20 protein-coding genes and 1 pseudogene are annotated in these 26,816 nt (G+C 70.3%); 13 read left to right on the top strand and 8 right to left on the bottom strand.

Features of this window, described 5'->3' with window-relative positions; genetic code table 11:
* Positions 1-27: 27 nt before the first annotated feature.
* Positions 28-1,674 (bottom strand): M4 family metallopeptidase, encoded by a 1,647-nt coding sequence (locus tag ACFVYS_RS15740; RefSeq protein WP_389502385.1) that lies wholly within the window; start codon positions 1,672-1,674, stop codon positions 28-30.
* Positions 1,675-1,864: 190 nt separating this feature from the next.
* Between ACFVYS_RS15740 and ACFVYS_RS15735 the strand changes: the two genes are divergently transcribed.
* The 6 genes from ACFVYS_RS15735 to nirD all read left to right on the top strand — a co-directional run bounded on the left by ACFVYS_RS15735 (position 1,865) and on the right by nirD (position 8,405).
* Positions 1,865-2,377: a gamma-glutamylcyclotransferase family protein gene (locus ACFVYS_RS15735; protein ID WP_389502383.1), complete on the top strand. Its 513-nt coding sequence runs from the start codon at positions 1,865-1,867 to the stop codon at positions 2,375-2,377.
* 318 nt (positions 2,378-2,695) lie between these two features.
* Positions 2,696-3,289: a hypothetical protein gene (locus ACFVYS_RS15730; RefSeq protein ID WP_389502381.1), complete on the top strand. Its 594-nt coding sequence runs from the start codon at positions 2,696-2,698 to the stop codon at positions 3,287-3,289.
* Positions 3,290-3,441: 152 nt separating this feature from the next.
* A complete protein-coding gene (locus ACFVYS_RS15725) occupies positions 3,442-4,068 on the top strand; it encodes a class F sortase (RefSeq protein WP_389502379.1) in 627 nt (208 codons plus the stop codon).
* Between the two features lie 172 nt (positions 4,069-4,240).
* Positions 4,241-5,455, top strand: a complete 1,215-nt coding sequence (locus ACFVYS_RS15720; RefSeq protein WP_389502377.1) for an NAD(P)/FAD-dependent oxidoreductase — start codon at positions 4,241-4,243, stop codon at positions 5,453-5,455.
* Entirely contained in the window at positions 5,455-8,058 is a 2,604-nt protein-coding gene (nirB, locus tag ACFVYS_RS15715; protein WP_389502375.1) for a nitrite reductase large subunit NirB, read from the top strand. Before ACFVYS_RS15720 ends, nirB begins: the two co-directional genes overlap by 1 nt.
* A complete protein-coding gene (gene nirD / locus ACFVYS_RS15710) occupies positions 8,055-8,405 on the top strand; it encodes a nitrite reductase small subunit NirD (RefSeq protein WP_389502373.1) in 351 nt (116 codons plus the stop codon). The genes nirB and nirD overlap by 4 nt, the downstream gene beginning before the upstream one ends.
* Before the next feature lie 19 nt (positions 8,406-8,424).
* Here the strand turns inward: nirD and ACFVYS_RS15705 are convergent, their stop codons facing one another.
* On the bottom strand, positions 8,425-9,981 hold the full coding sequence (locus tag ACFVYS_RS15705) for a sensor histidine kinase (protein ID WP_389502371.1): 1,557 nt from the start codon (positions 9,979-9,981) through the stop codon (positions 8,425-8,427).
* 197 nt (positions 9,982-10,178) lie between these two features.
* Positions 10,179-11,078 (bottom strand): annotated as a pseudogene (locus ACFVYS_RS15700) (response regulator transcription factor); the annotation flags it as partial.
* Between the two features lie 244 nt (positions 11,079-11,322).
* Here ACFVYS_RS15700 and ACFVYS_RS15695 point away from each other — a divergent pair.
* The 7 genes from ACFVYS_RS15695 to ACFVYS_RS15665 all read left to right on the top strand — a co-directional run bounded on the left by ACFVYS_RS15695 (position 11,323) and on the right by ACFVYS_RS15665 (position 18,537).
* The gene (locus ACFVYS_RS15695) at positions 11,323-11,928 is read left to right on the top strand and encodes a carbonic anhydrase (protein WP_389502369.1); all 606 of its coding nucleotides are present in this window, start codon (positions 11,323-11,325) and stop codon (positions 11,926-11,928) included.
* 383 nt (positions 11,929-12,311) lie between these two features.
* Positions 12,312-14,147, top strand: coding sequence for a SulP family inorganic anion transporter (locus tag ACFVYS_RS15690; protein ID WP_389502434.1), 1,836 nt, complete (start codon positions 12,312-12,314; stop codon positions 14,145-14,147).
* A 14-nt stretch (positions 14,148-14,161) separates the two neighbouring features.
* Positions 14,162-14,302 carry a hypothetical protein gene (locus tag ACFVYS_RS15685; RefSeq protein WP_389502367.1) on the top strand — a complete coding sequence of 47 codons (141 nt, stop codon included), beginning with the start codon at positions 14,162-14,164 and terminating at the stop codon, positions 14,300-14,302.
* Positions 14,303-14,403: 101 nt separating this feature from the next.
* On the top strand, positions 14,404-15,561 hold the full coding sequence (locus ACFVYS_RS15680) for an alkaline phosphatase PhoX (protein WP_389502365.1): 1,158 nt from the start codon (positions 14,404-14,406) through the stop codon (positions 15,559-15,561).
* 197 nt (positions 15,562-15,758) lie between these two features.
* Positions 15,759-16,748 (top strand): SMP-30/gluconolactonase/LRE family protein, encoded by a 990-nt coding sequence (locus tag ACFVYS_RS15675; RefSeq protein ID WP_389502363.1) that lies wholly within the window; start codon positions 15,759-15,761, stop codon positions 16,746-16,748.
* 184 nt (positions 16,749-16,932) lie between these two features.
* Positions 16,933-17,409: an excalibur calcium-binding domain-containing protein gene (locus ACFVYS_RS15670; protein ID WP_389502361.1), complete on the top strand. Its 477-nt coding sequence runs from the start codon at positions 16,933-16,935 to the stop codon at positions 17,407-17,409.
* Between the two features lie 114 nt (positions 17,410-17,523).
* Positions 17,524-18,537, top strand: a complete 1,014-nt coding sequence (locus tag ACFVYS_RS15665) for an alpha/beta fold hydrolase (protein WP_389502359.1) — start codon at positions 17,524-17,526, stop codon at positions 18,535-18,537.
* 71 nt (positions 18,538-18,608) lie between these two features.
* On the opposite strand, the gene ACFVYS_RS15660 is transcribed toward ACFVYS_RS15665, so the two are convergent.
* The 5 genes from ACFVYS_RS15660 to ACFVYS_RS15640 form a co-directional block, all read right to left on the bottom strand.
* Entirely contained in the window at positions 18,609-20,906 is a 2,298-nt protein-coding gene (locus tag ACFVYS_RS15660; RefSeq protein WP_389502357.1) for an FtsX-like permease family protein, read from the bottom strand.
* Entirely contained in the window at positions 20,903-21,571 is a 669-nt protein-coding gene (locus ACFVYS_RS15655; RefSeq protein ID WP_389502355.1) for an ABC transporter ATP-binding protein, read from the bottom strand. Before ACFVYS_RS15655 ends, ACFVYS_RS15660 begins: the two co-directional genes overlap by 4 nt.
* 84 nt (positions 21,572-21,655) lie before the next feature.
* Positions 21,656-22,072 (bottom strand): hypothetical protein, encoded by a 417-nt coding sequence (locus ACFVYS_RS15650; protein ID WP_389502353.1) that lies wholly within the window; start codon positions 22,070-22,072, stop codon positions 21,656-21,658.
* A 247-nt stretch (positions 22,073-22,319) separates the two neighbouring features.
* Complete coding sequence (ppdK, locus tag ACFVYS_RS15645; protein WP_389502351.1) at positions 22,320-25,067, bottom strand: pyruvate, phosphate dikinase; 2,748 nt, start codon at positions 25,065-25,067, stop codon at positions 22,320-22,322.
* A 490-nt stretch (positions 25,068-25,557) separates the two neighbouring features.
* Entirely contained in the window at positions 25,558-26,781 is a 1,224-nt protein-coding gene (locus tag ACFVYS_RS15640) for an ROK family protein (protein WP_389502349.1), read from the bottom strand.
* Positions 26,782-26,816 lie beyond the last annotated feature (35 nt).

The following is a 26,816-nucleotide window of genomic DNA, read 5'->3' as shown; positions in this document are numbered from 1 at the left end:
CGGCCGTGTCGTGCCGTGGGGGACGGGTCAGTTCACGTTGACCGCTGCCCAGGCCGCCGCCACCGCGTTGTACTCCGTGGTGCCGGTGCCGTAGAGATCGCGGGCCGCGTTCAGGGTGGCTGTCCTTGCCGCCGCGTAGTTCGTCGAGGAGGTCATGTAGACGGTCAGGGCGCGGTACCAGATCGCGCCGAGCTTGTCGCGGCCGATGCCGGTGAGCGTCGAGCCGTTGGACGTCGGGGAGTTGTAGGTGACGCCGTTGACGGTCTTCGTGCCGCTGCCCTCCGCGAGGAGGTAGGCGAAGTGGTTGGCGACGCCGGACGAGTAGTGGACGTCGAGGTTGCCGACCGAACTGCTCCAGTAGTCGGCGGAGTTGCCGTCCTTGCTCGGCTTGTCCATGTAGCGCAGGGCGTCCCGGCCGAAGCCGGAGCGGACGATCTTCTCGCCGATGAGGTAGTCACCGGTGTCGGAAGAGTTCCCGGCGTAGAACTCGACCAGGCTGCCGAAGATGTCGGAGGTCGCCTCGTTCAGGCCGCCCGACTCGCCCGAGTAGGTCAGCTTGGCCGTCTTGGAGGTCACGCCGTGGGACATCTCGTGGCCGGCCACGTCCAGGGCGACCAGCGGACCCAGCTGGGTGCCGTCACCGTCGCCGTAGGTCATGCAGAAGCAACTGTCGTCCCAGAAGGCGTTGTTGTAGCTGTTGCCGTAGTGGACGCGGTTGTAGGAGCCCTTGCCGTCGTTGCCGATGCCGTTGCGGCCGTGCACGTTCTTGTAGTAGTCCCAGGTCACGTCGGTGCCGTACTGGGCGTCGACGGCGGCCGTGGAGCGGTCCGCCGTGGCACCGGTGCCCCAGTGGTTGTCGGTGTCCGTGAAGAGGGTCGCGGGGGCGCGGCTGATGCAGATGCCGAAGATGCACAGGTCGGTCTTGTTGGCCGCGTCGCCGGTGTACGTGTTGCCGCGGGTCGGGTCCTTGAGCTGGTACGTCGATCCCGAGAGGGTCGTCTCGAGCGGGACCGTCCCGCCGTACAGGGACTTGCCGTCGCCCGTGGCGGTCTCGATGGTGTCCCAGGCGTCGATCTGGGCGCCGGTGCGCGCGTCGGTCAGCACCGCGCGGGCGACCGGGTTTCCGAGCGTGTCCAGGGCGACGACATCGGTCCGCCAGGCCAGCTTCGGAGCGCCGTGCAGCGCGTCGACGACCAGCTGCGGCTTGGCCTTCACCTGCTTCAGCGTCTCGCCGAGGTTGGCGGCGCGCAGGGCGTTCACGGCGACGTCGGCGGCCTTGGGAGCGGACACCTTCGGGGTGATGCTCGACAGCGAGATCGTCGCCCTCGTCGCCCGGTTCGCGCTGCGGTACGCCCCGTCGGGTGCCAGATGGACGACGAAGTCACCGCCCAGTACGGGCAGTTGGCGGTATGTGCGGTCGTAGCGGACGTGCTGCGTGCCGTCCTTGTCGACGACCACATCACGGACGGAGGTGACCTGTACGGAGGTGAGGCCGAGGGTCGCCGCGTAGTCGGCGAGTACCGCCGCCGCGTTGTCGAGCGCCGTCGCCCGGGTCGGCCTGTCCGCCGCGTCGGCGGCCGGGGAGAGTACAGCGGCCAGGAGCGTGGCCGTGGTGACGGCGATACCGGCGGTGGCGAGACGGGAACCTCGGACGTGCTGCCGTATCCGACTCATCAGTGTCTTCGGTCTCCTCGGAAAGGCGCCGTGGGGGCGCGTGTGGGGGTGGCCTGTGGGGTGCGTCTGTGGGTGGCCTGTGGAGGTGGCGCTGATGTCGTCCTGGCATTTAAGAGGCCCTGACATGTCATGTCCATAGCGCATGCGCAATGGACCGGTGAGGGGGCGGTGAGGGGAGAGAATCGTTTCCGTGAGCGCCCCGGAACTCCCCTTCTTCGTCTACGGCACCCTCCGCCCCGGCGAGGTCAACCACGGCCTCCTCCTGCGCGGTCGCACCCTCCGCGAGGAACCGGCCCGGCTGGCCGGGGCGGTGCTCTACCAGGGACCCGGCTATCCCTACGCGGTGGAGGAGCCGGGCGGGACGGTGGCCGGCGAACTCGTCACGCCCCTCCCCCGGGCATACGCGCGACTGCTCACCGAGCTCGACCGGCTGGAGGAGTACATGCCGGGCGACCCGCGCAACCTGTACGAGCGGGTCGAGCGCGAGGTGGCAGTGACAGCGACGGCGGCAGCAGCCGCAGCCGCAATGGGTGGAGATGGGGAGAGAGATGGGGAGGAGGAGGGAGATGCGGAGGGAGCGGTCCTTCGGGGTGGGGGGCCTGTCGTACGCGCCTGGGTGTACGTCGCCGCACCCGCCGTCGCCGACCGTCTGCGGGCCCGGGGCAAGCTGATCGAGAGCGGGGACTGGCTCACCCGGCGGTGACCTCACCCGACCTCACGACGGTGACCTCATCCGACCCCATGGCGGTGACCTCACCCCGCCATGCGGCAGCCGTCGGTCCGTACCGGCGCGGCCACCCACCAGCGGCGGTCACCCGTTCACCCGCCCTGTGCGCGCTTTTCCGTGCCAGGCCCTCCGCACGCCGGTGACCTGGTGAAACCTCGCCCCGGGCCACCCGACCGCGCGCACATCTGACACCCATTCATCCCATTCCTGACGCTCCCTCAGGAAGCGCGCTCGCCGCGCTGCGACTTACCTCGGAGGGGCAGGGAGACTCGAAGAGCTCGAAGGAGCACACCGATGCGACGCACCGCCCGTCGTACCGCACGTCGTGCCGCGCAAGTGCTGACCGGTACCGCGCTCACCGTCATCGCCACGGCCGGGTTCGCCGCACCCGCTCACGGCGCCGGCGCCGGCGCCGATGCCGGCGTCAGTGCCCGTGCCGGTTCCGGTACCCGTGCCGGGAGTCTGGAGGTGTATCCCTCCACCGCGGTGCCGGGCGGGCGGGTCTCGGTGAACACGGCGGCGTGCGGGGACGGCGGAGCGGCGACGGGCGACGCCGGGGCGGTGGGTGCCGGCCGCTTCCCGCTGGCGCCCAGCGCGCACGACGGCGAGGCGATCGGACAGTTCCGGGTGCCGCCGAGCGCGCAGCCGGGAACGTACGAGATCGTCGCGGAGTGCGCCGCGGGCGGGCGGCGCGTCACCGGGGACCTGGTGGTCGTGCTGGCCTCCGACCGGCAGCCGGTGCATCCGCGAGGAAGTGTGAAGACGGGGGTCGGCGGCGCACTGGGCCCCGACCCCGTACAGACCGCGGCCGGTGTGGCGGCTCTCGCCGTCGCCGCCGCGGGCGGTACCTGGCTCCTGCATCGCCGGGCGAGAGGCGACGGGATCTGACGGACACCCTCCGCTGTCCGTCCGCCGGTACCGCATGTCCCCTCCCCCTCCGGGTCCGACGCCCCTCGCGGCCCGGAGGGGGAACGGGGTTCCCCTGACCGCGAAATTCACGGAAAGCGTCCGCGCGAAGAGTCACGCAGAAGGGTCCTGGGATGCGCAGGGTCGGCAACACCGCCATAGCGGCCGTCACCGTCATCGCTCTCGGCGGCGGCGCGTGGCTGCTGCACAGCGGCGCCGAGACGCACGGTCCGCCGCAGCCGTCCGCGGCCCAGGCCCACTCGGCCGGCCCGGACGTACGGGCCCGGTCCGCCCCGGCGCTGCCGCCCTCCCCGCCCGACCGCGTCCGCATTCCCGCGATCCAGGTGGACGCCCCGCTGACGGGCCTCGCGCTCACCCCGTCGGGCAGCCTCGACGTCCCGCCCGCCGAGAAGGAGAACCTGGCCGGCTGGTACGAGGCCGGGACCACTCCCGGCGAGACGGGCACCGCGATCGTCGCCGGCCATGTCGACAACGCCGACGGTCCCGCCGTCTTCTACGACCTGGGCGCCCTGCGCAAGGGCAGTGCCATCGAGGTGGACCGGCGCGACGGAAGCGTCGCGGTGTTCACCGTGGACGCCGTCGAGGTCTACCAGGCACACGACTTCCCCGACGAGAAGGTGTACGGGGCGGCCGGCAGGCCGGAGCTGCGGGTGATCACCTGCGGTGGGGGCTATACGAAGTCGACCGGCTACCAGGGGAACGTCGTCGTCTTCGCGCACCTCACGTCCTCGCACGCGTGACCGGGCGGCTGCCTCGCGCGTGACCGGGAGTGTCCGGGCCCGGGCCCGGGCCCGGGTGGGGTGTGCGGGGCGCAGCCCTCACACCACCGCCCCTGCCCCGCTGAGGGCAGCGTTCCTCGCGGGAAACAACGGTGATGCGGTCGGGTAACGTCGACAACGCACGCTCCTGGACATGACCTCGAATTCGCGTGTGGTGGTGATCGGCGCCGGCCTCGCGGGCGTACGACTCGCCCGCCGGCTCGGCGAGCTGGGCACGCCCGCGCTGCTGATCGGCGAGGAGGAGCACCGGCCCTACAACCGGGTCCTGCTCGCCGAGGTGCTGGCCGGCCGGTACGCCCCCGAGGTGATCGCGCTGCCCGCGCCCGCCGGACTGGTCCGGGGCCGGGTCACCGGCATCGACCGCGACCGGCGCACCGTGGCCTGCGCGGACGGCTCGGAGATCGCATACGACACCCTGGTCCTGGCCACCGGCTCCAACCCGGTGCTGCCGCCCCTGCGCGGTCTGTTCACCCCCGACCACGTCCTGCCGGAGGGCGTCCACGCCTTCCGCACCATGGACGACTGCCTCGGCCTGTCGAAGGCGGTACGGCCGGGCGTACGGGCGGTCGTCATCGGCGGCGGGCTCCTCGGGGTCTCCGCGGCCCGTGCGCTCGCGGTACGCGGCGCCCAGGTCGTCCTCGCCCAGCAGGCCGAGCGGCTCATGGAACGCCAGCTCGACCCGAACGCGTCCAAGCTGGTGCTCCGGCACCTGAGGGACCTCGGCGTCGAGGTCCACACCGAGTGCCGGGTCCGCGACGTGCGCTGCGTCGGCGGTGCCGTCCGCTCGGTGGAGATGGCCGACGGGTACGCCCTCGACGCCGACCTGGTGGTGCTGGCCTGCGGGGTCTCCCCGCGCGCCGGACTCGCCAAGGCGGCGGGGCTCGCCGTCCACAAGGGAATCCTGGTCGACGACGAACTCCGCACGTCCGACCCGTACATCCGGGCGATCGGCGACTGCGCACAGCACGACGGAAACGTGTACGGACTGGCCGCACCCGCGCTGGAACAGGCGGACGTCCTCGCCGAGTCGCTCGCCGGAGACACGGGCTCCCGGTACGCCGGCACCCGCGCCCTCACCCGGCTCACCCTCGCCGGGCACAGCGCCTTCGACCTCGCCGCGTTCGGCGAGACGGAGCCGCGCCCCGGCGACGACGTCGTGCAGCTCGCCGACGCCACCCGGGGCACCTACCGCAAGGTCGTCGTCCGCGACGACCGCCTGGTCGGCGGGGTCCTCGTCGGCGAACTCGGCACCGTCGGCGCGCTGGCGCGCGCCTGGGAGGGAGCAGAGCCGCTCCCCTCCGACGGCGGACCCCTGCTCCACCTGCTCACCAACGACGGAGGCTCCTGATGACCGCCACCCCCGGGGGCACCCCCACGATCGTGCTCGTCGGCCATGGCATGGTCGGCCAGCGCTTCCTCGAAGCGCTCGCCGAGCGCGGCCTGACCGCCACGCACCGCGTGGTCGTGCTCTGCGAGGAGCCGCGTCCCGCGTACGACCGCGTGCAGCTCACCTCGTACTTCTCGGGCAAGACGCCCGAGGACCTGTCGATGACCGACATGCGGTTCATCGCCGACCACGGCATCGAGCTGTACGTCGGCGACCCCGCGGAGACCGTCGACCGCGAGGCCCGCAAGGTGACCGCCCGCTCGGGACTGACGGTCGACTACGACATCCTCGTCCTGGCCACCGGCTCCTACCCCTTCGTGCCGCCCGTCCCGAACAAGGACGCCAAGGGCTGCTTCGTCTACCGCACCATCGAGGACCTCCTCGCGATAGAGGAGTACGCCAGGACACGGACGACGGGTGCGGTCGTCGGCGGCGGCCTGCTCGGACTCGAAGCGGCCGGCGCGCTGAAGGGCCTCGGGCTCACCTCCCACATCGTGGAGTTCGCGCCCCGCCTGATGCCGGTCCAGGTCGACGAGGGCGGTGGCGCCGCGCTGCTGCGCACCATCGAGGACATGGGCCTGTCCGTCCACACGGGCGTCGGCACCCAGGAGATCGTCGTCGACGAGTCCGGCGCCGTCACCGGTATGAAGCTCTCCGACGGCTCCGAACTCGCCACCGACCTGGTGGTGTTCAGCGCCGGTGTCCGCCCCCGCGACCAGCTGGCCCGCGAGTCCGGCCTCACGGTCGGCGAGCGTGGCGGCATCGCCGTCGACGAGCAGTGCCGCACGCTCAACGACCCGCACGTGTTCGCGATCGGCGAGTGCGCGCTGGCCGCCGACGGCCGGGTGTACGGCCTGGTGGCCCCCGGCTACGAGCAGGCCATCACGGTCGCCGCGACCATCGCCGCCGACGAGTCCGAGCAGCTGACCTTCACCGGTGCCGACCTCTCCACCAAGCTGAAGCTGCTCGGGGTGGACGTGGCGTCCTTCGGTGACGCGCACGGCACCGCCGAGGACTGCCTCGACGTCGTCTACTCCGACTCCCGCTCGGGCCTGTACAAGAAGCTGGTCATCGGCCGCGACGGCACGCTGCTCGGCGGCATCCTGGTCGGCGACGCGGAGGCCTACGGCACCCTGCGCGCCTTCACCGGGTCGGTACCGCCCGTCGCCCCCGAGTCGCTGGTCCTGCCGGCCGGTGCCGGGGAGGCCGTCCAGCTCGGCCCGTCCGCGCTGCCGGACGAGGCGATCGTCTGCTCCTGCCACAACGTGTCGAAGGGCACGATCCGCGGCGCGGTGACGGAGCACTCCTGCACCACCGTGCCCGAGGTGAAGAAGTGCACCAAGGCCGGTACCGGCTGCGGCAGCTGCGTCAAGGTGCTCGGCCAGTTGGTCACCGCCGAGCTGGAGGCGAGCGGCGTCGAGGTCGACAAGGGCCTGTGCGGCTGCTTCGGCCAGACCCGCGAGGAGCTGTACGAGATCGTCCTCGCCCTGCGCATCAACACCTACCAGGACCTCCTCGACCGCTACGGCCGGGACGGCGCCCGGGGCGGCGACGGTTGCGAGGTCTGCAAGCCGACCGTCGGCTCGATCATCGCCTCCCTCGCCCCGACGATCGGCGCGAGCGGCTATGTCCTGGACGGCGAGCAGGCGGCCCTGCAGGACAGCAACGACCACTTCCTCGCCAACCTCCAGAAGAACGGCTCCTACTCGGTCGTCCCGCGCATCCCCGGCGGTGAGATCACCCCCGAGGGCCTGATCGTGATCGGTGAGATCGCCCGCGACTTCGGCCTCTACACGAAGATCACCGGCGGTCAGCGGATCGACATGTTCGGCGCCCGGGTGGAGCAGCTCCCGCTGATCTGGACCCGGCTGGTGGACGCCGGCTTCGAGTCCGGTCACGCCTACGGCAAGTCGCTGCGCACGGTGAAGTCCTGCGTCGGCCAGACCTGGTGCCGCTACGGCGTCCAGGACTCCGTCCGCATGGCGATCGACCTGGAGCTGCGCTACCGGGGGCTGCGCTCCCCGCACAAGCTCAAGTCGGCGGTGTCGGGCTGCGCCCGCGAGTGCGCCGAGGCCCAGTCGAAGGACTTCGGCATCATCGCCACCTCCAACGGCTGGAACCTCTACGTCGGCGGCAACGGCGGCGCCACCCCGCGCCACGCCGACCTGCTCGCCCAGGACCTCACCGACACCGAACTGGTGCGCCTCATCGACCGGTTCCTGATGTTCTACATCCGCACCGCCGACCGCCTGGAGCGCACCTCGACCTGGCTGGACCGGATCCCCGGCGGGCTGGACCACGTACGGGACGTGGTGGTGGAGGACTCGCTCGGCATCTGCGAGGAGCTGGAGTCCCTGATGACCGACCACGTCGCGCACTACGCCGACGAGTGGGCGACCACCATCAACGACCCGGAGAAGCTCGCCCGGTTCGTGTCCTTCGTCAACGCGCCCGACACCCCCGACCCGGTCGTCGGCTTCGTGCCGGAGCGCGACCAGATCAAGCCCGACCTGCCGTTGCTGTCCATCGGCCACCGTCCCCTGGAAGGGAGCGCCCAGCGATGACCCTGGCACTCGAGACGACCGACCTCAAGGTCCAACTGCGGCTGGAGGACCAGTGGTTCACGGTCTGTGACCTCAGCCAGCTGATCCCCGGCCGCGGTGTGGCCGCCCTGCTGCCCGACGGCCGCCAGGTCGCCCTGTTCCGGGACCGGGCGGGTGAGCTGTACGCCGTCGACAACCGCGATCCGTTCGGCGGCGCGGCGGTCCTCTCCCGCGGTCTGACCGGTACCCACGAGGGCCGCACGTTCGTCGCATCCCCGCTGCTCAAGCAGCGTTTCGACCTGCTGAGCGGGGAGTGCCTGGACGACGACGCGGTGCGCATCGTCACCTACGAGGTGCGCACGGCCTGACGGCCGCCCGTCCCGCCGCCTACCGCCGGACCGGTGTCGTGGACTGGAGGCGTCTGGCCGGACGCTGGGCGGGGATGCCGGTGCTCGCACCGCCGACCGCGCCCGCGCCGCCGCCGGTGTTCCCGGCGCCGCCGGGCCGGGCCGGCACCGGGAGCCGGACCACCGCGTCGAGGCCGCCGCGCGGCGCGGGCCGCAGGACCACCTCGCCACCGCTCGCGTGGGCGAGGCGCTGCACCAGGGCGAGGCCCAGACCGGTGCCGCCCTTGGGGGCGTCCGGGGCGCGCCAGAAGCGGTCGAAGGCTCGCCGGCGCTGCTCCTCGGTCATACCGGGGCCCTCGTCCATGACGTGCAGCTCGACCCAGCCCGGACCGGCCGGGCGGTGCGGATGCCGATGCGGGTGGCGGTGCGCGAAGCGACGCTCGTGGGGCGTGTGGAGGCGCGGGTCGACGGAGACCGTGGAGCCCGGGGGCGCCACCCGCAGGGCGTTGGAGAGCAGGTTGTCGATGATCTGCTCCACGGCCCCGGGCAGCGCCAGCGCCTCGCCCGCGTAGTCCCCCGCCAGCGCCAGCCACACGCCGTGCTGCTCGAACAGCGGCGCCCAGGCGCGGTGCCGCTCCGCGCACACCGTGCCCAGGTCGACCCGCTCCCGTTCGACGGCGCTCTCGTCGAGCCGGGCCATCGCGAGCAGCCCCTCGACCATCCGGGCCAGCCGGTCGGTCTCGGTCAGCGCGGCGGTGAGCGAGCCCCGCGCGTTCTGGGCGATGTCGTTCTCCAGGTTCTCCAGCCGCAGCCGCAGCGCCGCGAGGGGCGTCTTCAGCTGGTGCGAGGCCTCACCGGCGAAGGCCCGCTGGGAGGCCAGCAGGTGTTCCAGGCGGGCGGCGGTCCGGTTGAAGGTCGCGGCGAGACTGCGGACCTCCGGCGGCCCGTTGGTGATCGCCACCGGGACGGCGGTGCCGCCCATCGCCAACTCATGGGTGGCGTGCTCCAGTTCACGGATCGGGCGGCCGGTCCAGCGGGCGATGACGAACCCCAGCGCGGCCACCGCGGTGAGCGCCGCCAGTCCACCCAGGGCCAGCAACAGCCACACGTGGTGCACCCGTTCGGACACCATCCGGGTCGGCACGGTGATCCGGACGGCGCCCTGCTCCTCGACGCCGTGGCGTACCGGGGTGGCCACCGCGAGGTACTGCACTCCGCCGATGGTGGAGGTGCGCACGTCGGCCGTCGCGGTACCACGCAGGGCGGCGGCGATGCCCGGCCAGGAGGCGAGGCCGCCCTCCTCCCGCTCGGTGAGCGGATGCGAGGAGGCCAGCAGGGTGCCGCTCCCGTCGACGATCAGCACCTTGCCGCCGATGCGTTCGGCGCAGTGCGCGGCCCGCTCGGGCAGGTCCTGCGCCGCCCGGCCCGCCGAGATGGACAGCGAGGCGAACGCGGAGACCGACTCCGCCTCGTCCGTCGCCGCGTTGATCACCCGCTCCCGCTCACCGCGCGAGTACACGAAGCCCAGCGGGATTTCCAGGCAGAGCAGGACCAGGGCGGCGAGCGTGAGATAGCTGAGCAGCAGCCGACGGGTCATCGGTAGGCCGCCGAGTGCTGGTCGTAGGCGTGCGGCTCGTACGCGTGCGGTTCGTACGCGTGTGGTTCGTACGCGTGTGGTTCGTGGGCCGACGGCTCGTGGGCGCCCTGGGGATGGGCGAGCTGGGGGTGAGCCGGCCGGGCGAAGGGCGGTGGGGCGGCAGTCGGTGGGGCGGGAGCCGGTGGTTCGTACGGCTGTCGCGCGCTCGGGGACGAGGTGTGCACCGCCAGCCGGAAACCCACTCCGCGCAGTGTCTGGATCCAGGCCGGGTTGCCCAACTTCCTGCGCAGGGTGGCTACATGGACGTCCAGCGTCTTGGTCGGCCCCTGGTAGTGCGGGTCCCACACCCGGTCGAGGATCTGCTGGCGTGAGTACACGGCCCCCGGATCCTCGGTGAGCAGCGCGAGCAGCTCGAACTCCTTGGGCGTCAGGGCCACCGCCTCCTCCCCCACCCACACCTGCCGGGTCCGCCGGTCGACGACCAGGGGACCGGCGGCGGCTGCGACGGAGGCCCGGGCGGCTGCCGTGCCGGCGGCTGTGGCGGCGGCTGCGTCAGTGCCCGTCGCGGCGCCCTCGAACGCCTCGAACGCCTCGTAGGCTCCGGTCGTCCCGAATGCCCCGCCCGTGCCGCACGCGCTGGTCGTTTCGGACGTCGGGGAGGCGAGAGGGGCTGCGGACGCCGGCGCGAAGGACTCCCCGCCGACCGGCTCGTGTCCCGTGAACTCCCGCTCGGCCAGGCCTCGGTGCGTCCGCCGGGTCACCGCGCGCACCCGCGCCACGAGCTCACGCATGCTGAACGGCTTCGCCAGGTAGTCGTCGGCGCCCAGCTCCAGACCCAGCACCCGGTCGGCCTCCTCCCCCCGGGCACTGAGGATGATGATGGGGACGTCGGAGTTCTGCCGGATGCCCCGGCAGACGTCGATGCCGTCGATGTCGGGCAACCCCAGGTCGAGCAGGACGACATCGCCGTACGGCCCCCTCAACCCCTCGCCGCCGGTACCGACGTGACGCACCGCCAGCCCGAAGTTCGCGAGGCCCTCGACGAGCGGTTCGGCGATCGTCCGGTCGTCCTCGATGAGCAGGACTCGTACACCCATGCGTTCCCGTCTCTCCTGTGCACCGAATTCACGTGTTCCGTGGATCCGTCACGCTACAAGAACGGTCAGGAAAACGCCTCAGATCTCCCGGACAATGTGAGCAGCGGCTCAACTCCGGACGAAATCTGTCCCATTCTTGTCGGCGGTTTAGTGTTCCTCTAACCTTCGCCTGGCATTGACTCCTCTACGGTGATGAGGAACTGGTCAGACCCCCATTCCGACCAGCTCTGACCTGGGAGGATCCGTGAAGGCACTGCTGGACCGCGCCCGCTCATTCAAACGGCGGGTCGACTTCGAAAGCGGCGAATACCGGCGACTGGCCGAGGGCCAATATCCCGAGGCATTGTTCATCACCTGCTCGGACTCACGGGTGATACCCGCACTGATCACGGGCGCGCGGCCCGGTGAGATATTCGAGCTGCGAAACGCGGGAAATATCGTTCCGCCGCACGGCCGGCCGGGCGCCTCCGGCGAGGTGGCCACCATCGAGTACGCACTGGAGGTGCTCGGCGTTCAGGACATCGTGGTGTGCGGCCACTCCCACTGCGGTGCGATGGGCGCCCTCAAGTCCGGCGACGACCTGTCCGCCCTTCCCGGGGTGGACGCCTGGCTCCAACTGGCCCGCCCCAGGCTGGCGCCGGTCCTGGACGGCGACGTCGAGGACCCGTCGATGCCGGACGTCGCCCAGCTGAACGTCGTCAACCAGCTCGCGGTGCTGCGCAGTCACCCGGCGACGCATCGGCGTCTCGACGCCGGGCAACTGCGCCTGCACGGCTGGTACTACGAGGTGCACACCGGGCAGGTGCACGAGCTGGACGAGGACGGCCTGTTCCGGGTGCACGCGGCATGAGCGGCGCACACGCCAGGCACGCCCGGGGCCGGGGCGCGGGCACGGGTACCGCCCCGGGCGCGGAGTGGGACCCGGGCGCCGACCGGGACACCGGCACGGACCGGGGAGCGGGCGCGGACTGGAGCTCCGGGGACAGCGACGGAAGGGGCCGCACGTTCGGGGAGGCGGCCGGGCTGACCGGTCCGCCGCCCCGGCCGGCGCCACCGCCGCGGCCCATGTCCCCTCCGACGCCCACGCGCCCGCCCACGCCGACGCCCACGCCCACGCCGGCACCGGCACCGGCACCGGCACCGGCACCGACGATCGGGTGGGACACCACCGCGAGAGTCGCCTCGAAGAACACGGCGAAGGCCGCCTCGATGGGCACGGCGAAGGCCGCCCCCATGGGCACGGCGATGGGCACGGCGATGGCCGCCCTGAAAGCGGCTGCGCCGAAGGGGGACCTGGCCACCGAGATCACCGCCTCCCTCGTCGTCTTCCTGGTCGCGCTCCCGCTGTGCATCGGCGTGGCCGTCGCCTCGGGTGTCTCCCCCGAGCTGGGCATCATCTCGGGCGTCATCGGCGGCCTGGTGGTGGGCGCGGCACGCGGCAGCACGCTTCAGGTGAGCGGCCCGGCCGCCGGTCTCGCCGCGCTGGTCGCGGAGACCGTGCTGGAGTACGGCGTGGCGATGCTCGGCGTGATCGTGCTCTTCTCGGGCCTCCTTCAGATCGTCCTCGGCCTGGTGAAACTGGGCCGGTTCTTCCAGGCGATCTCGCTCGCCGTCGTCCAGGGCATGCTCGCGGGCATCGGCCTGCCGCTGATGTTCAGCCAGGCGTACCCGGTGGCGGACGCGAAGGCCCCCGGTACCCCGCTGGAGAACATGGCCGGCGTCCCCGGCCTGCTCGCGGACACGGTCGCCGATCCGCAGGCGATGATCGCCGCCGGGCTCGGCATCGTCACGGTCGTCCTGAGCTTCCTGTGGAAGAAGGCGCCGGGCCCGGTCAAGAAGGTGCCGGCGGCCCTGGTCGCGGTGGGCATCGGCGTCACGGTGGCCGCGCTGCCCGGCGTCGACGTCAAGACGCTCCAGGTGGGCAATCTGCTGGCCGCCGTCGACGTGCCGGGGGCAGAGCAGTTCGCGGGTCTGGCGGACGCCGGGATCATCACCGCGATCCTGACCTTCACCGTGATCGCCTCGGCGGAGTCGCTGTTCACGGCGGCCGCGGTGGACCGTATGCACGACGGTCCGCGCACCCGCTACAACCCCGAGCTGATCGCGCAGGGCGCCGGCAACACGCTCGCGGGACTCCTCGGCGCCCTGCCCATCACGGCGGTGGTGGCCCGTAGTTCGGCGAACGTCCAGGCGGGCGCCAAGACCCGGCTCTCCCGCACCCTGCACGGTCTGTGGCTGCTGGCGTTCGCGCTGCTGCTCCCCCAGGTGCTGGCCCTGATCCCGATCTCGGTCCTGGCGGGCGTACTCGTGCACAGCGGCTGGAAGCTCTTCGCTCCCGACGAGTTCCCGAAGATGTGGCGGCAGGACCGGGGCGAGTTCGCCGTCATGACGCTCACCACCCTGGTCATCGTGGCGACGGCGCTTCTGGAGGGCGTCCTGATCGGTCTCGCGGCGGGCATCGTGCTGGCCGCGGTGCGCATGTCCCAGACGGTCATCCGGCAGCACACCGAGGACGACACCGCGAAGGTGGTGATGGCCGGCAACGCGACCTTCCTGCGACTGCCCCAGGTCATCGAGGCCCTGGAGTCCGCCGCCGAGGCCGGCAAACCCCGCATCCGGCTCGACCTCACCGGCGTGACCCACCTCGACCACGCCTGCCGCAGCCAGGTGGAGGAGTTCACCGCCCAGCAACGCGGCAAGGGCCTGCGGGTGGAACTGCTGATGCCGGGCCCGGCGCGACGGCCGCCCGCGGAGGAGGAAGCGACGCCGGTGGCCGGCGGCCCCCAGCTCTCCGATCGCCAGCCCTCCGAGCCGCTGCCCCGCCGCCGGACGGCCCCCACGCCCGCCACCGTCTCCGCCGCCTCCGGATCCGCTCCCGGCCCCACCGCAGAGTGGTTCTACCTGGACACCACCCCGATGCCGGAGGACTTCGCACAGCGGTACGCGGAGGAGTACGCCCCGGGATACGCGGAGGGACATGCGGGGGGATACGCGGGGGATCATCCGCAGGGGTACTCGGAGGGGTACGCGGACGAGTACACCTCCGGGTTCGCGCGGGAGCAGGCGTAGTCGCCGGAGCGGGCATGAGCCCGAGCCGGGGCAGGGGCACGACCATGGGCGCGGGCACGACCATGGGCGCGGGCACGGGCACGGGCAACGGGCCGCCCACGGCGCTGCCGGTCACCCATCTCGCATCTCCCCGTTACGACATGTCCACGACATAGCTACCCTGCGGTTCTAGCGTTCGGCAGCGCACGGCCCTGAACGACCCCGTCGCCGGGACCGGCGTACGGGCCGGTTCACCACACCACCCCTGGGAGTGAGCGTGGAACGTCGTACCTTCCTGCGTGCGGCCGCGATCGGTGGCTCCTCCGCCGTACTCGGCGGAACCCTCTGGCGAGGCGCCGCCTACGCCGCCCCGGCCCAGCCCGGCACGGGCCCGTACGGGGCGCTCGGCGCGGCCGACGCCAACGGCATCCGGCTCCCGGGCGGTTTCACCAGCCGGGTGATCGCCCGCTCCGGCCAGACGGTGTCCGGGACCTCGTACTCCTGGCACAACGCCCCCGACGGCGGCGCCTGTTACGCGGACGGCACGGGCTGGATCTACGTCTCCAACTCGGAGATCAACCCGTCGGGCGGCGCGAGCGCGGTGAAGTTCTCGGCGACCGGGACGATCACGGCCGCGTACCGCATCCTCTCCGCCACCCGCCAGAACTGCGCGGGCGGCAAGACCCCGTGGAACACCTGGCTGTCCTGCGAGGAGGTCGATCGCGGGTACGTCTACGAGACCGACCCCTGGGGCACGAAGGCCGCGGTCCGCCGGGACGCGATGGGCCGGTTCAAGCACGAGGCGGCCGCCGCCGACCCGGTCCGCAAGGTGCTCTACCTGACCGAGGACGTGACCGACGGCTGCTTCTACCGGTTCCGGCCGACGAGCTGGGGCGACCTGTCCTCGGGGACCCTGGAGGTCCTGGTGGCCGGCACGGCCACGAGCGGCCCCGTGACCTGGTCCGCGGTGCCCGACCCGACCGGCGCCACCGCCACCCGCAACCAGGTCTCCGGCGCCAAGCGCTTCAACGGCGGCGAGGGCTGCTACTACGCCGACGACACCTGCTGGTTCACGACGAAGGGCGACAACCGGGTCTGGCAGTACAACGCGGCCGCCCAGACGATCGAACTCGCCTACGACGACTCGCTGGTGACCTCCGGCACGGCGCCCCTCACCGGAGTGGACAACGTCACGGGCTCCGCCTCCGGTGACCTGTTCGTGGCGGAGGACGGCGGCAACCTGGAGATCTGCCTCATCACCCCCGACGACGTGGTCGCGCCCTTCCTGCGCGTCGACGGCCAGTCGGCCTCCGAGATCACGGGCCCCGCCTTCTCCCCGGACGGCACCCGTCTGTACTTCTCCAGCCAGCGCGGGACGAGCGGCAGTTCGTCGGGCGGCATCACCTACGAGGTGAAGGGGCCGTTCCGGACCTAGGGACGCCCGGTCAGGCACTTCGGCCTGCGGGCCCGGATCGACAGGAACTCGACAGCGGAACGGAGGAACACGGTCGGGCGGCGGCTCGTTACTCGCCAACGAAGTCCACAGCGGAAGCAGAGCCACGCCCGGTGTGGCCACAGTTGCCAGTGTTACGCCGTTCGCCGCCCGCACCCCACTCACGGAGGCACGTAACCATGACCCCCGCTCCCCCGCCCGCCCCCACCCCGTCCCGCCGCACCATCCTTGGCGGCGCGGCCCTGGCCGCCCTCGCCGTGACGGCCACGGCGGCCCCCGCCGCGACCGCGACCCCATCCCCGTCCGGTGCCGCCAAGTCCCGTACCGGCGAGGCTGATTGGCCGACCGAGTACTCCCTTCCCGACGGCTGGCTCCCGGAGGGCATCGCCATCGGCAGCAAGCCGTACGCCTACCAGGGCTCCCGCGCCGACGGCGGTGTCCTCCGCACCGACCTGCGCACCGGCGAGAGCACGGTCCTCTACGCGGGCGGCACCGGCCAGGTGTCGGTCGGCCTGAAGCTCGACCACGACGGCCTGCTGTACGTGGCGGGCAGCACGGGAGTGGCTCGCGTGATCGACTCCCGCACCGGCGCACTGGTGACGACCCACCAACTCACCCCGATGACAGGCCACTTCATCAACGACGTGACCCTGCTGGGCGACCGGGCCTGGTTCACCGACTCACGGGACGCCGTGCTGTACGGCGTCCCGCGCGGCCGGAGCGACGGCGGGATCCGCGCCCTTCCGCTCACCGGCGACTGGGTCCAGCTCCCCGACGTGAACAACGCCAACGGGATCGTCGGCACACCGGACGGCCGGGGTCTGATCGTCGTCAAGAGCACACCCGGCGAGCTGTACCACGTGAACCTCAGGACCGGTCACGCCACGAGGATCACGCTGGTCGGCGCGTCGGACGTGGCGAACGGCGACGGTCTCTACCGCATCGGCCGCACGCTGTACGTGGTCCAGAACCGCCTGAACCTGATCAGCGTCTGGTCCCTGGACCGCACGGCGACCACCGCCACGCTCACTCGCACGATCACCGACCCCCGCTTCGACGTCCCCACCACGGCCGCCCGCTACGGTGACCGCCTCTACCTGGTCAACGCGCGCTTCACCAGCCCGCAGCTCCCGGAGACGACGTTCACGGCGGTAGCGGTGTCGATCTGACGAGCCGTCCGGCCCGCCGAGGAGGGGGCGGGGAGGGGCCGGGGAGGGGCGGTACTCGACGAGCGCGGGTGCCGCCCCGGTCGATGCGCACAGAAAAGTCACAGAACAGCCACGTCTCCCACACCGCACGTAAAACGGCCATACCGTCGTCCCCTCACACCACACCACAGCCCGGGGGACGCACATGAGCAACCCGTACACCACCGCACCCACCCAGAACCCCGCTCCCCGCTGGGCCAGGAAGAGATACGTCCTGCCCGCCCTCGCCCTGGCCCTGTTCCTCGGCATGGGCATCGGCGGAGCCGACGGCGACACGACGACCGAGGCGAAGCCGACGTCCGCCGAGCCGCAGCCCACAGTGACCGTGACGGCCACGACGACGGAGACCGCCGTCCCCGAACCGGCGGGCACGGTGACCGCCACGGCGACGGAGACCGTGAAGGTGACGAAGACGGTCACCGCGAAAGCGAAGGCGGCGACGAACGAGGACGCTCCGGAAGCCGGCACAGCCGACGACGCCGACGGCCCAGCCGACTCCTCAAGCGTCTACTACGACAACTGCACGGCCGCCCGCGCGGCCGGCGCCGCTCCGGTCCGGGTGGGCGACCCGGGCTACGGCCGCCACCTGGACCGCGACGGTGACGGCGTCGGCTGCGAATGAGGAACGCGGCACCCCGCCGGTAGTTTGCCGAACCGGCAACACAACTCGCGACGTACCCGCCCGGACCGCATGCTCGTCCTCGTCCTCGGAACGATCTCGAGTCATGGAGGGTCGATGTCCCAGCAGACCGCAAACGACGCGAAACACCGGCTGGTCCCCGCGCCCGCGGGCCGTGTCCACGTGGTGGAACAGGGCGAGGGCCCGCTGGTCCTGCTCGTGCACGGATTCCCCGAATCCTGGTACTCCTGGCGTCACCAGTTGCCGGCGCTGGCCGAGGCCGGGTACCGCGCGGCCGCCATCGACGTCCGCGGCTACGGCCGCTCCTCCAAACCCCGTGCCACGGACGCCTACCGCATGCGGGAACTGGTGGAGGACAACGCCGCGGTCGTCCACGCCCTGGGCGAGGAGTCGGCGACGATCGTCGGCCACGACTGGGGCGCGACGATCGCGGCCCACTCCGCCCTCCTGCGCCCGGACGTCTTCCACGCGGTGGGTCTGCTGAGCGTCCCCTACACCCCACCGGGCGGCCCGATGCCGAGCGAAGTCTTCGCACAGATGGGCGCGACGGGTGCGGCGGATACTGCGGGTGAGGCGGAGGAGTTCTACGTCTCCTACTTCCAGGAGCCCGGCCGCGCCGAGGCGGAGATCGAGCCCGACGTACGCGGTTGGCTCGCGGGCTTCTACGCCGCCCTGTCCGCGGACACGATGCCGGCGGCGGGCTCCCCCGACCCCCACTTCGTCACCCGGGACGGAAAGCTCCGTGACCGCTTCCCCGCCGACGGACTCCCCTCCTGGCTCACCGAGGCGAATCTCGACGTCTACGCGGCGGAGTTCGAGCGGACCGGCCTGACCGGCGCCCTGAACCGCTACCGCACCATGGACCGCGACTGGGCGGACCTGGCGCCCTTCAACGGCGCCCCGATCACCCAGCCGTCCCTGTTCATCGGCGGCGCCCTCGACGCCTCCACGACCTGGCTGGCCGCCGCGATCGAAGCATTCCCCACGACCCTGCCCGGCCTCTCCTCGTCCCACATCCTCGAAGACTGCGGCCACTGGCTCCAGCAGGAACAGCCCAAGGAAACCAACCACCTCCTGACCACCTGGCTCTCCACCCTCCCGACACCCTGACCCCCGCACAACAACAAGGGGCGCCACCCTCACCCAGAGTGCCGCCCCCACTCACATCCCCTCACCGACCATCAGTCACGCCGAATCAACTCGGGGTCGATACGCCGGCCGATCAGCGGCAGGGACCCGACGGCGGCGACCGCCATAACACCGAGCGCGCAAGCCAACAGCAGCGGCAGCCCTGCCCCGTCCCAGAAAACCTCGCCACCGCCGGTGACCAGATAGCTGGACTCGGCCGCCTTCCCGGCAACGACCGCCAACACCAGGCCCACTGCCAACGGCAACACGACTTGCGCCACCTGCACAGCCCGCAACGTACGGGGCCTGGCGCCAAGCAGAGACAGTGCGGTCACCTGAGGCCGACGTTCGACGGCGCGGTCGGTGGCAGCCACCAGGTAAGCGGCTACACCGATGACGAGGCCTAGAACCATGCCCATACCGAGAATCGTCTTGACGACGGTGATCTGTTGGAGAGCGGTGACTACGACGCCGGGAGTATCGACGTGGGCGGTGGGATCGACTCCGCCAATGTCATCAAGTACGGACCGGACGGTGGTGGGTTCTGAACTGCTAAGCAGAACAAGCGTGGCATCCTCGGGACGGTATCCCGCAGGAAAGAAGGAGGGCGGGATGAGCACATCGCCGCTACTGGCAATGGGAATTGCCGCGCGGTCACGGTATCGAATCGCCTCCTTCGGTACCCGAATCTTCACAACCTGACGTCCATCACCTTGGCCATCGAGATGAAATGGGTAGATCGCTCCGGGCCTACTTTCATCGTCGTATGGCTGCTCCGGGAGCAGCAATCGCGCGGGACGGCCGTCCACACATCCCCTCGTCAAGGGGGCCACCTTGTGCAGTTGAGCGCACGTGGCAATCAGAATTCCGATGGAGGGTTGCCATTCTTCTAGGGTGAGATTTCTCCACGACCGCGCCTGGATCAGGTGTCCCTGCACTCCCGGCACCTCTTCGAAAGCCCGCTGGCTCCCTTGTGAAACCCCGTCGAGAGGAAGGCCGTAGGTCTGGACGGGCGAGGTGTTCTTGGAAACCTGATCCAATTCGATAAGCACCCCCTGCACCAACGATGCCGCGTAGACCAGAAGGACCAGCCCAGTTGCAACCCGGAGAGCCCCGCCCGGTTCCACCTCATTGCGTCTCATCGCCAGGCCGAGAGGTAGAGAACGACTAGTGCCTGCCACCCTCCGGGCCAGACTCCGACAGACGATCGGTAGCGCCAGTACGAGTCCGGCACCTACCAGGACGACGGCGAGAGGCATGAGGATCGAAGAGAGTGAAGTGTCTCGCGGCGCGTGCCCAGTAGCTCCCGCCACGCAGTAGCCGATGACGATGCCCAGCCCTGGCAGAAGTGGCAGCAAACCCCACCTGGCAGGTGGCCTTTCTGCCGCACTACGTCTGACAGCCAATGGGTTAGCAGCGGCTTTCCTCGCTCCGACCACGCCTGCGAGGCAGGCGAGTGCCGGACAACCGAGTAGGCAGACGAGAGCGGTCGACAGGGACAGGGAACCATCGGATGGAAACCACCGGAATCCGGGAAGCCCGATGCGGGAAACAAGTTGGTTAACCACCGCGTAGACGCCCAGGCCTAGTACCGCTCCGATCAATGCCGCAGCTACCGTCTCAGCCGCATTGACGCGCTGAACACCCTTCTTGCTCAACCCGACAAGTCGCAGTGCGGCAAGTCGACGCGCCCGCGCTGCGGCTGACAACCGCGCACACACGGACAGATAGACGATCAACGGAAGCAGAACCACGCCAGAAAGCGTGAACCGCACGATGTCCAGCGTGGAAGGCTCCACCGTTTCATCGTTCGTATAGGACCACCCATAGAACGTCACGGGGTTGCCACTTTGCAACTGGCTCCGGGGGACGCCGATATAGGCGTAGAGCTCGTCGGGGTGGGCCAACCCTTGAGCGCCGATGATCCCTCTCTCGCGGCCTGGCACGAGCTGAGCGAGACCCGGCTCCTTTCTCAGTTCCTTGTGCAGCTTCGGCGATACGAACACCTCGCCGGGATCGGGAAATTCACTCAGTCCAGGCGGAGGATCGATGGCGAAAGCGCCGGGTGCATGGAAGACGCGGATCATCGGACGGGATCCGTACGGGTCCGTCAGCCTGAGTTCAAGAGGTGCCTCGTCGGCAGTGACCCCGGATGGGCGATCGCCGGCGCAGCAATCCGCCGAACGTGCAGCCTTACGTCCATCCTGCGCGGCAAGGATCCCGGGAATCGCAAGCACTATGGCCAGGCAGGCCACACCAACGGCGCTCCCTGCAGCCATGAGGACGAACCGCACGCGGTTGCCACGCCCGCTGCCCAACAACAGCCGCAGGCCCAATAGGAGTTCTCTCACGTCATCTCCCCCGGAAGTACCGAAAGAACGCCATCGCGCATCACATATTGACTGTCAGCTCTGGATGCCACTTGTGCATCATGCGTGACGAGCAATACCGCAGTTCCCTGAGAGCGCGCAAGGGACAGGAACTCTTCCAATACAGCGGTGGCGTTAGCGCTGTCGAGCGATCCCGTCGGCTCGTCGGCGAAAACTACGGCCGGACGGTGTACCAAAGCTCGTGCGACCGCGATGCGTTGACTCTGACCCCCGGAAACCTGTGAAGGGCGGCGTTGCCGCAACTCTGCGAGGCCCAAGCGACCCAGGACCTCCCCAGCAGTAGCCAGCGCCTCCCTCTTACGCTGTCCGGCCAGACGTAGAGGCAGGGCAGCGTTCTCCTCCACGGTCAACTCCGGAAGTAGTTCGCCGTACTGGAAGACGAATCCGAAGCGCTCACGGCGCAGTGCACTGAGTTCCTCGTCGTCGAGGTCACCGAGTGCGCGTCCCTCGAAACGGACCTCACCGCGTGCCACCGGAAGTACCCCAGCAAGGCAGTACAGCAATGAGGACTTGCCCGAGCCGCTCTGCCCAGTGATCGCCGCAACTTCACCACGGCGCAGACTGATGCTGGCGCTCCTGACTGCGAGCGTCTCACCGTAAGAGAGGTCGACACCCGTGGCAGACAAGGCTTCTGACGTGTTGATGATGGTTCCCCTATGACGAGAACGAGCCCAGATGCGGGCATCTGGGCTCTGCTGTTCAGAAGCCTTCTAACGCGAGTTCGAAAACGGCTTGGTTCGGGAACAGTTGTCGGGCCTCAGACTGCCGCGATCACGGCAGACCCTCATCTCCGCATCGTCGGTGTAGAGCTGAGCGCCGTCCCAGTTCGAGTGGCGCAGGGAGACTGTCTTCCCTTGCTTCCCGTTGTATCGCGACCACCCATGCGACTCGACACGGACCAACACGTAAACGTTGTGCCCATCCTGGCTCTTCGTGTCGCGCAGCTTGCCCTCCCACTGGAAGGAGCCGTGGTCACGCTCCGGCGAGTTGAATCGATACCGCCCCTCAAGGAAGTCCGCACCCGTGGTCCCCATTGAGCCGATCTTGTGCCAGGAGTCGGCCACCGCAGTCCCTGCCCCGACTACCAGCAACCCTGCCGCCGCAACTCCGAGTAGAGCCCTCTTCATCTATGCACCCCTGAACGCCTTGGAGTCCCATCGACTCCGATTGCTACAGAACGTAGCGCCTCGATCACGTGCTGAATCCTTTAGGCTCTGACCACCACCACATCAGGTGATCGACTTCCAGCCACTCAAGCAGCGAAAAGCAGAAGGACGGCACCCCCGCACAGGGTGCCGTCCTCCGTGGTGCGCCGGGGCCGTCGCCGATCGGTGAGGGTCGGGGACCGGCGGCGGCTCCGGGGTTATCGGGGCGTCAGCGGTGGTCGCTGCCCGTCGACTGCGATGCCGCCCGGCCCGCTTCCAGCCGCGCCACCGGGATCCGGAACGGGGAGCAGGAGACGTAGTCGAGTCCCACCTCGTGGAAGAAGTGGACAGACTCCGGGTCGCCGCCGTGCTCGCCGCAGACGCCGAGCTTCAGGTCGGGGCGGGTGGCGCGGCCTGCCTCCACCGCCAGCTTCACCAGGGAGCCCACGCCGTCCCGGTCGATCGTCTCGAACGGGCTGACGCCGAAGATGCCCTTCTCCAGGTAGGCCGTGAAGAACGAGGCCTCGACGTCGTCGCGGCTGAAGCCCCACACCGTCTGGGTCAGGTCGTTCGTGCCGAAGGAGAAGAACTGCGCGGCCTCGGCGATCTGACCGGCGGTCAGCGCGGCGCGCGGCAGCTCGATCATCGTGCCGATCGAGAGCTTCAGCTGGACGCCGGTCGCCGCCTCCACCTCCGCGATGACCTGGTCGGCCTCCTCGCGGACGATCTCCAGCTCCTGGACGGTGCCGACCAGCGGGATCATGATCTCCGCGCGCGGGTCGCCCTTGGCCGTCTTGCGTTCGGCGGCGGCCTCCGCGATCGCCCGTACCTGCATGGTGAACAGGCCGGGGATGACCAGGCCGAGGCGTACGCCGCGCAGGCCCAGCATCGGGTTCTGCTCGTGCAGGCGGTGGACGGCCTGCAGGAGCCGGAGTTCGTTCTCGTGGGGCTCCTGGCGGGACTCGGCGAGGGCCACGCGGACCGACAGCTCGGTGATGTCGGGCAGGAACTCGTGCAGGGGCGGGTCCAGGAGCCGGACCGTGACCGGGAGTCCGTCCATCGCCGAGAACAGCTCCACGAAGTCCTGCCTCTGGAGCGGCAGGAGTGCCTTCAGCGACTCCTCGCGCTCGGTCTCCGTGTCCGCGAGGATCAGGCGCTCGACCAGCTCACGGCGGTCGCCGAGGAACATGTGCTCCGTACGGCACAGGCCGATGCCCTGGGCGCCGAAGCGGCGGGCGCGCATCGCGTCCTCGGCGTTGTCCGCGTTGGCCCGGACACGGAGACGGCGCTTCCGGTCCGCGAAGGCCATGATCCGGTGGACGGCCTCGACCAGTTCGTCGGCGTCGTTGGCGCCCGCGTGCATCCGGCCCTCGAAGTACTCCACGACCGGGGAGGGCACGACCGGGACCTCGCCCAGGTAGACCTTGCCCGACGACCCGTCGATCGAGATCAGGTCGCCCTCCTCGACGACATGTCCGCCCGGCACCGTCATCCGGCGGCGCTTGGTGTCGACCTCGAGCTCCTCGGCGCCGCAGACACAGGTCTTGCCCATGCCGCGGGCCACCACGGCCGCGTGGGAGGTCTTGCCGCCGCGCGAGGTCAGGATGCCCTCGGCCGCGATCATGCCGTCCAGGTCGTCGGGGTTGGTCTCACGGCGGACCAGGATGACCTTCTCGCCCGAGCGGGACCACTTGACGGCCGTGTAGGAGTCGAAGACCGCCTTGCCGACCGCCGCGCCCGGCGACGCCGCGATGCCGCGGCCGACCTGCTGGACCTTCGCCTCGTCGTCGAAGCGCGGGAACATCAGCTGGGCGAGCTGGGCGCCGGTGACCCGCTGGAGCGCCTCGGCCTCGTCGATCAGGCCCTGGTCGACGAGCTGGGTGGCGATGCGGAAGGCCGCGCCCGCCGTGCGCTTGCCGACACGGGTCTGGAGCATCCACAGCTGACCGCGCTCGATGGTGAACTCGATGTCGCAGAGGTCCTTGTAGTGGTTCTCCAGCGTCTCCATGATCTGCATCAGCTGGTCGTACGACTTCTTGTCGATCGACTCCAGCTCGGCGAGCGGGACGGTGTTGCGGATGCCCGCCACCACGTCCTCGCCCTGGGCGTTCTGGAGGTAGTCGCCGTAGACACCCTGGTGGCCGGAGGCGGGGTCGCGGGTGAACGCCACGCCGGTACCCGAGTCGGGGCCCAGGTTGCCGAAGACCATCGAGCAGACGTTGACGGCCGTGCCGAGGTCGCCCGGGATGCGCTCCTGGCGGCGGTAGAGCTTGGCGCGGTCGGTGTTCCAGGAGTCGAAGACCGCGTGGATGGCGAGGTCCATCTGCTCGCGCGGGTCCTGCGGGAAGTCGCGGCCGGCCTCGGTCTTGACGATCCGCTTGAACTTGGTGACCAGCTTCTTGAGGTCGGCCGCCTCCAGCTCGGTGTCGACGGTGACCTTCTTGGCGGTCTTCGCGGCCTCCAGCGCGTCCTCGAAGAGCTCGCCGTCGACGCCGAGGACCGTCTTGCCGAACATCTGGATCAGACGGCGGTAGGAGTCCCAGGCGAAGCGGTCGTCGCCGGCCTGCTTGGCGAGGCCTTGGACGGACTTGTCGGAGAGGCCGATGTTGAGGACCGTGTCCATCATTCCGGGCATCGAGAACTTGGCGCCGGAGCGGACCGAGACCAGCAGCGGGTCGTCGGCCTGGCCGAGCTTCTTGCCCATGCGCTGCTCCAGCGCGTCGAGGTGCGCACTCACCTCGTCACGCAGTGCCGCCGGCTCCTCGCCGCTGTCGAGGTAGACCTTGCAGGCCTCGGTGGTGATGGTGAAGCCCGGAGGGACCGGAAGGCCCAGGTTGGTCATCTCGGCGAGGTTCGCGCCCTTGCCGCCGAGGAGATCCTTGAGGTCCTTGTTGCCCTCGGTGAAGTCGTAGACGAACTTCACGCCCTCAACGGTCGCGGCCTGCTCGGCTACCTGGAGATCTTTGTTTTCCGACACGGGTCTCGACTCCTCGAGGACGCGGTGGCTGCCCTGACGGCCAGGAACATACCCAGATCGAAGGCTCCTGGGTACGTCCACTCGCGCGTCATGTGCCCGTAACCAACCGTCCGCCAGCGGATCGAAAGTCAAGGCTTGGCAAGCGCACGGCCGACGATGTTTTCACTTCTTGAACGCAAGCACCTCCAGACCGCCTCTCACATGCCCCATATTACGCTCAGATGAGCACTGTGCGGCACGATTGATTTCGATCGATGAACGATCAAGGGGTGGCACTGAGTGCCACCCCTTGGAGAAGTGCAGTCGCCCTTGATTCGCTCATCTGAGCACTTCCCCCCTCAGGGGTGGCGAGAATCACGCTGGAATCAGCCTTGTGCGGACGCCCCGATTTCACGATGCGGACGCACCCGAAGGCCCGCCCAGGAGTGGAAACCTGCTCGTCACACGAGCCTCCCGGGGGTTCCCGGGAGTCCCGTCACACGAGCGTCCCTCACACCCCGAGCGCCAGCAACCGCTCCTCGACCCGTTCCGGCGCGTACAGGTGTTCCACGACCAGCGCACCCGCTCCCACCAGGCCGGCCCGCTCCCCCAGCCGCGAGGTCACCACGTCCAGACGGGCCGTCGAGCGGGGCAGCGCGCGCTGGTAGAGCAATTCGCGCACGCCGGTCAGGAAGGCGGTTCCGGCCAGATCTCCGGCGATCATCAGAACCCCGGGGTTGAGCAGCGTCACGACGGTCGCCAGCACGTCCCCGACCCGCCGCCCGGCCTCACGGGCCAGGGCGGCCGCCTCCGGATGGCCGGCCGCGAGCAGGTCGCGCACATCCGATCCCGAGGACGCCGGGACACCCGACTCCGCCAGCCGCCGCGCCACGGCGCCACCGCTGGCGACCGCCGCGAGACAGCCGTAGGAACCACAGCGGCAGAGCGCCTCCGCACCCACCCGGATGTGCCCGATGTCGCCGGCCCCGCCGTCGACGCCCCGGAAGATCGAGCCACCGACCACGACCCCCGCGCCTATGCCTGTCGACACCTTGACCAGCACGAACGCCGAGCAGTCGGCGTATCCGGTGCGCTGTTCGCCGTACGCCATGAGGTTCGCGTCGTTGTCGACGAGGACGGGGACCGTCACCGCGCCGCCGTATCCGCCCGCGTTCCCTCCCGCCGTCCGCTCGGTGAAGGCGCGGGACAGCCGGCCCCTTATGTCGTAGCCGTCCCAGCCGGGCATGATCGGCGGCTGGACGACCCGGCCGGTCTCGCTGTCGACCGGGCCGGGCACGGCGAGCCCGATGCCGCACACCTCGTCCGGCCGGTGGCCCGCCTTCTCCAGCAGCCCGGCGAACCAGCCGCCCAGCTCGCCGAGCACCGCGTCCGGCCCGTCCTCGATGACCAGCGTGCCGCCGTGCTCGGCCAGGATCTCCCCGGTCAGCGTCAGCACGGCCGCCCGCGCGTGCCGCGTGTCCAGGTCGGCCGCCAGCACGACGGCGTGGGCGTCGTCGAACTCCAGGGTGATCGAGGGACGGCCGCCCAGCGGGGAGTCGACCGGGCCGCCGGCCCCCTCGCGCAGCCAGCCGGCGCGGAAGAGGCGGTCCAGGCGCTGGCCGACGGTGGCGCGGGAGAGGCCGGTGGCCTGCTGGAGGGCACCACGTGTCGTCGCCCGTCCCCTGCGCACCATTTCGAGCAGATCTCCGGAGCTGGCCTGGCCTCGTCCCGTCATGCGCACCCCCTTGTGTTTCTCAAGCCTGCATTACA

It is taken from the genome of Streptomyces sp. NPDC058295 (genome assembly GCF_042880655.1).
GTDB classification, from domain to species: Bacteria; Actinomycetota; Actinomycetes; order Streptomycetales; family Streptomycetaceae; genus Streptomyces; species Streptomyces coriariae.
This window is presented reverse-complemented; position numbering and strand designations above follow the sequence as displayed.

Bases quoted from the DNA above. Each gene is read 5' to 3' on its own strand.
- ACFVYS_RS15740 (WP_389502385.1), bottom strand. From the start codon at position 1,674: ATGAGTCGGATACGGCAGCACGTCCGAGGTTCCCGTCTCGCCACCGCC.
- ACFVYS_RS15730 (WP_389502381.1), top strand. From the start codon at position 2,696: ATGCGACGCACCGCCCGTCGTACCGCACGTCGTGCCGCGCAAGTGCTG.
- ACFVYS_RS15725 (WP_389502379.1), top strand. From the start codon at position 3,442: ATGCGCAGGGTCGGCAACACCGCCATAGCGGCCGTCACCGTCATCGCT.
- ACFVYS_RS15720 (WP_389502377.1), top strand. From the start codon at position 4,241: ATGACCTCGAATTCGCGTGTGGTGGTGATCGGCGCCGGCCTCGCGGGC.
- nirB (WP_389502375.1), top strand. From the start codon at position 5,455: ATGACCGCCACCCCCGGGGGCACCCCCACGATCGTGCTCGTCGGCCAT.
- nirD (WP_389502373.1), top strand. From the start codon at position 8,055: ATGACCCTGGCACTCGAGACGACCGACCTCAAGGTCCAACTGCGGCTG.
- ACFVYS_RS15705 (WP_389502371.1), bottom strand. From the start codon at position 9,981: ATGACCCGTCGGCTGCTGCTCAGCTATCTCACGCTCGCCGCCCTGGTC.
- ACFVYS_RS15690 (WP_389502434.1), top strand. From the start codon at position 12,312: ATGGGCACGGCGATGGGCACGGCGATGGCCGCCCTGAAAGCGGCTGCG.
- ACFVYS_RS15685 (WP_389502367.1), top strand. From the start codon at position 14,162: ATGAGCCCGAGCCGGGGCAGGGGCACGACCATGGGCGCGGGCACGACC.
- ACFVYS_RS15675 (WP_389502363.1), top strand. From the start codon at position 15,759: ATGACCCCCGCTCCCCCGCCCGCCCCCACCCCGTCCCGCCGCACCATC.
- ACFVYS_RS15670 (WP_389502361.1), top strand. From the start codon at position 16,933: ATGAGCAACCCGTACACCACCGCACCCACCCAGAACCCCGCTCCCCGC.
- ACFVYS_RS15665 (WP_389502359.1), top strand. From the start codon at position 17,524: ATGTCCCAGCAGACCGCAAACGACGCGAAACACCGGCTGGTCCCCGCG.
- ACFVYS_RS15650 (WP_389502353.1), bottom strand. From the start codon at position 22,072: ATGAAGAGGGCTCTACTCGGAGTTGCGGCGGCAGGGTTGCTGGTAGTC.
- ACFVYS_RS15640 (WP_389502349.1), bottom strand. From the start codon at position 26,781: ATGACGGGACGAGGCCAGGCCAGCTCCGGAGATCTGCTCGAAATGGTG.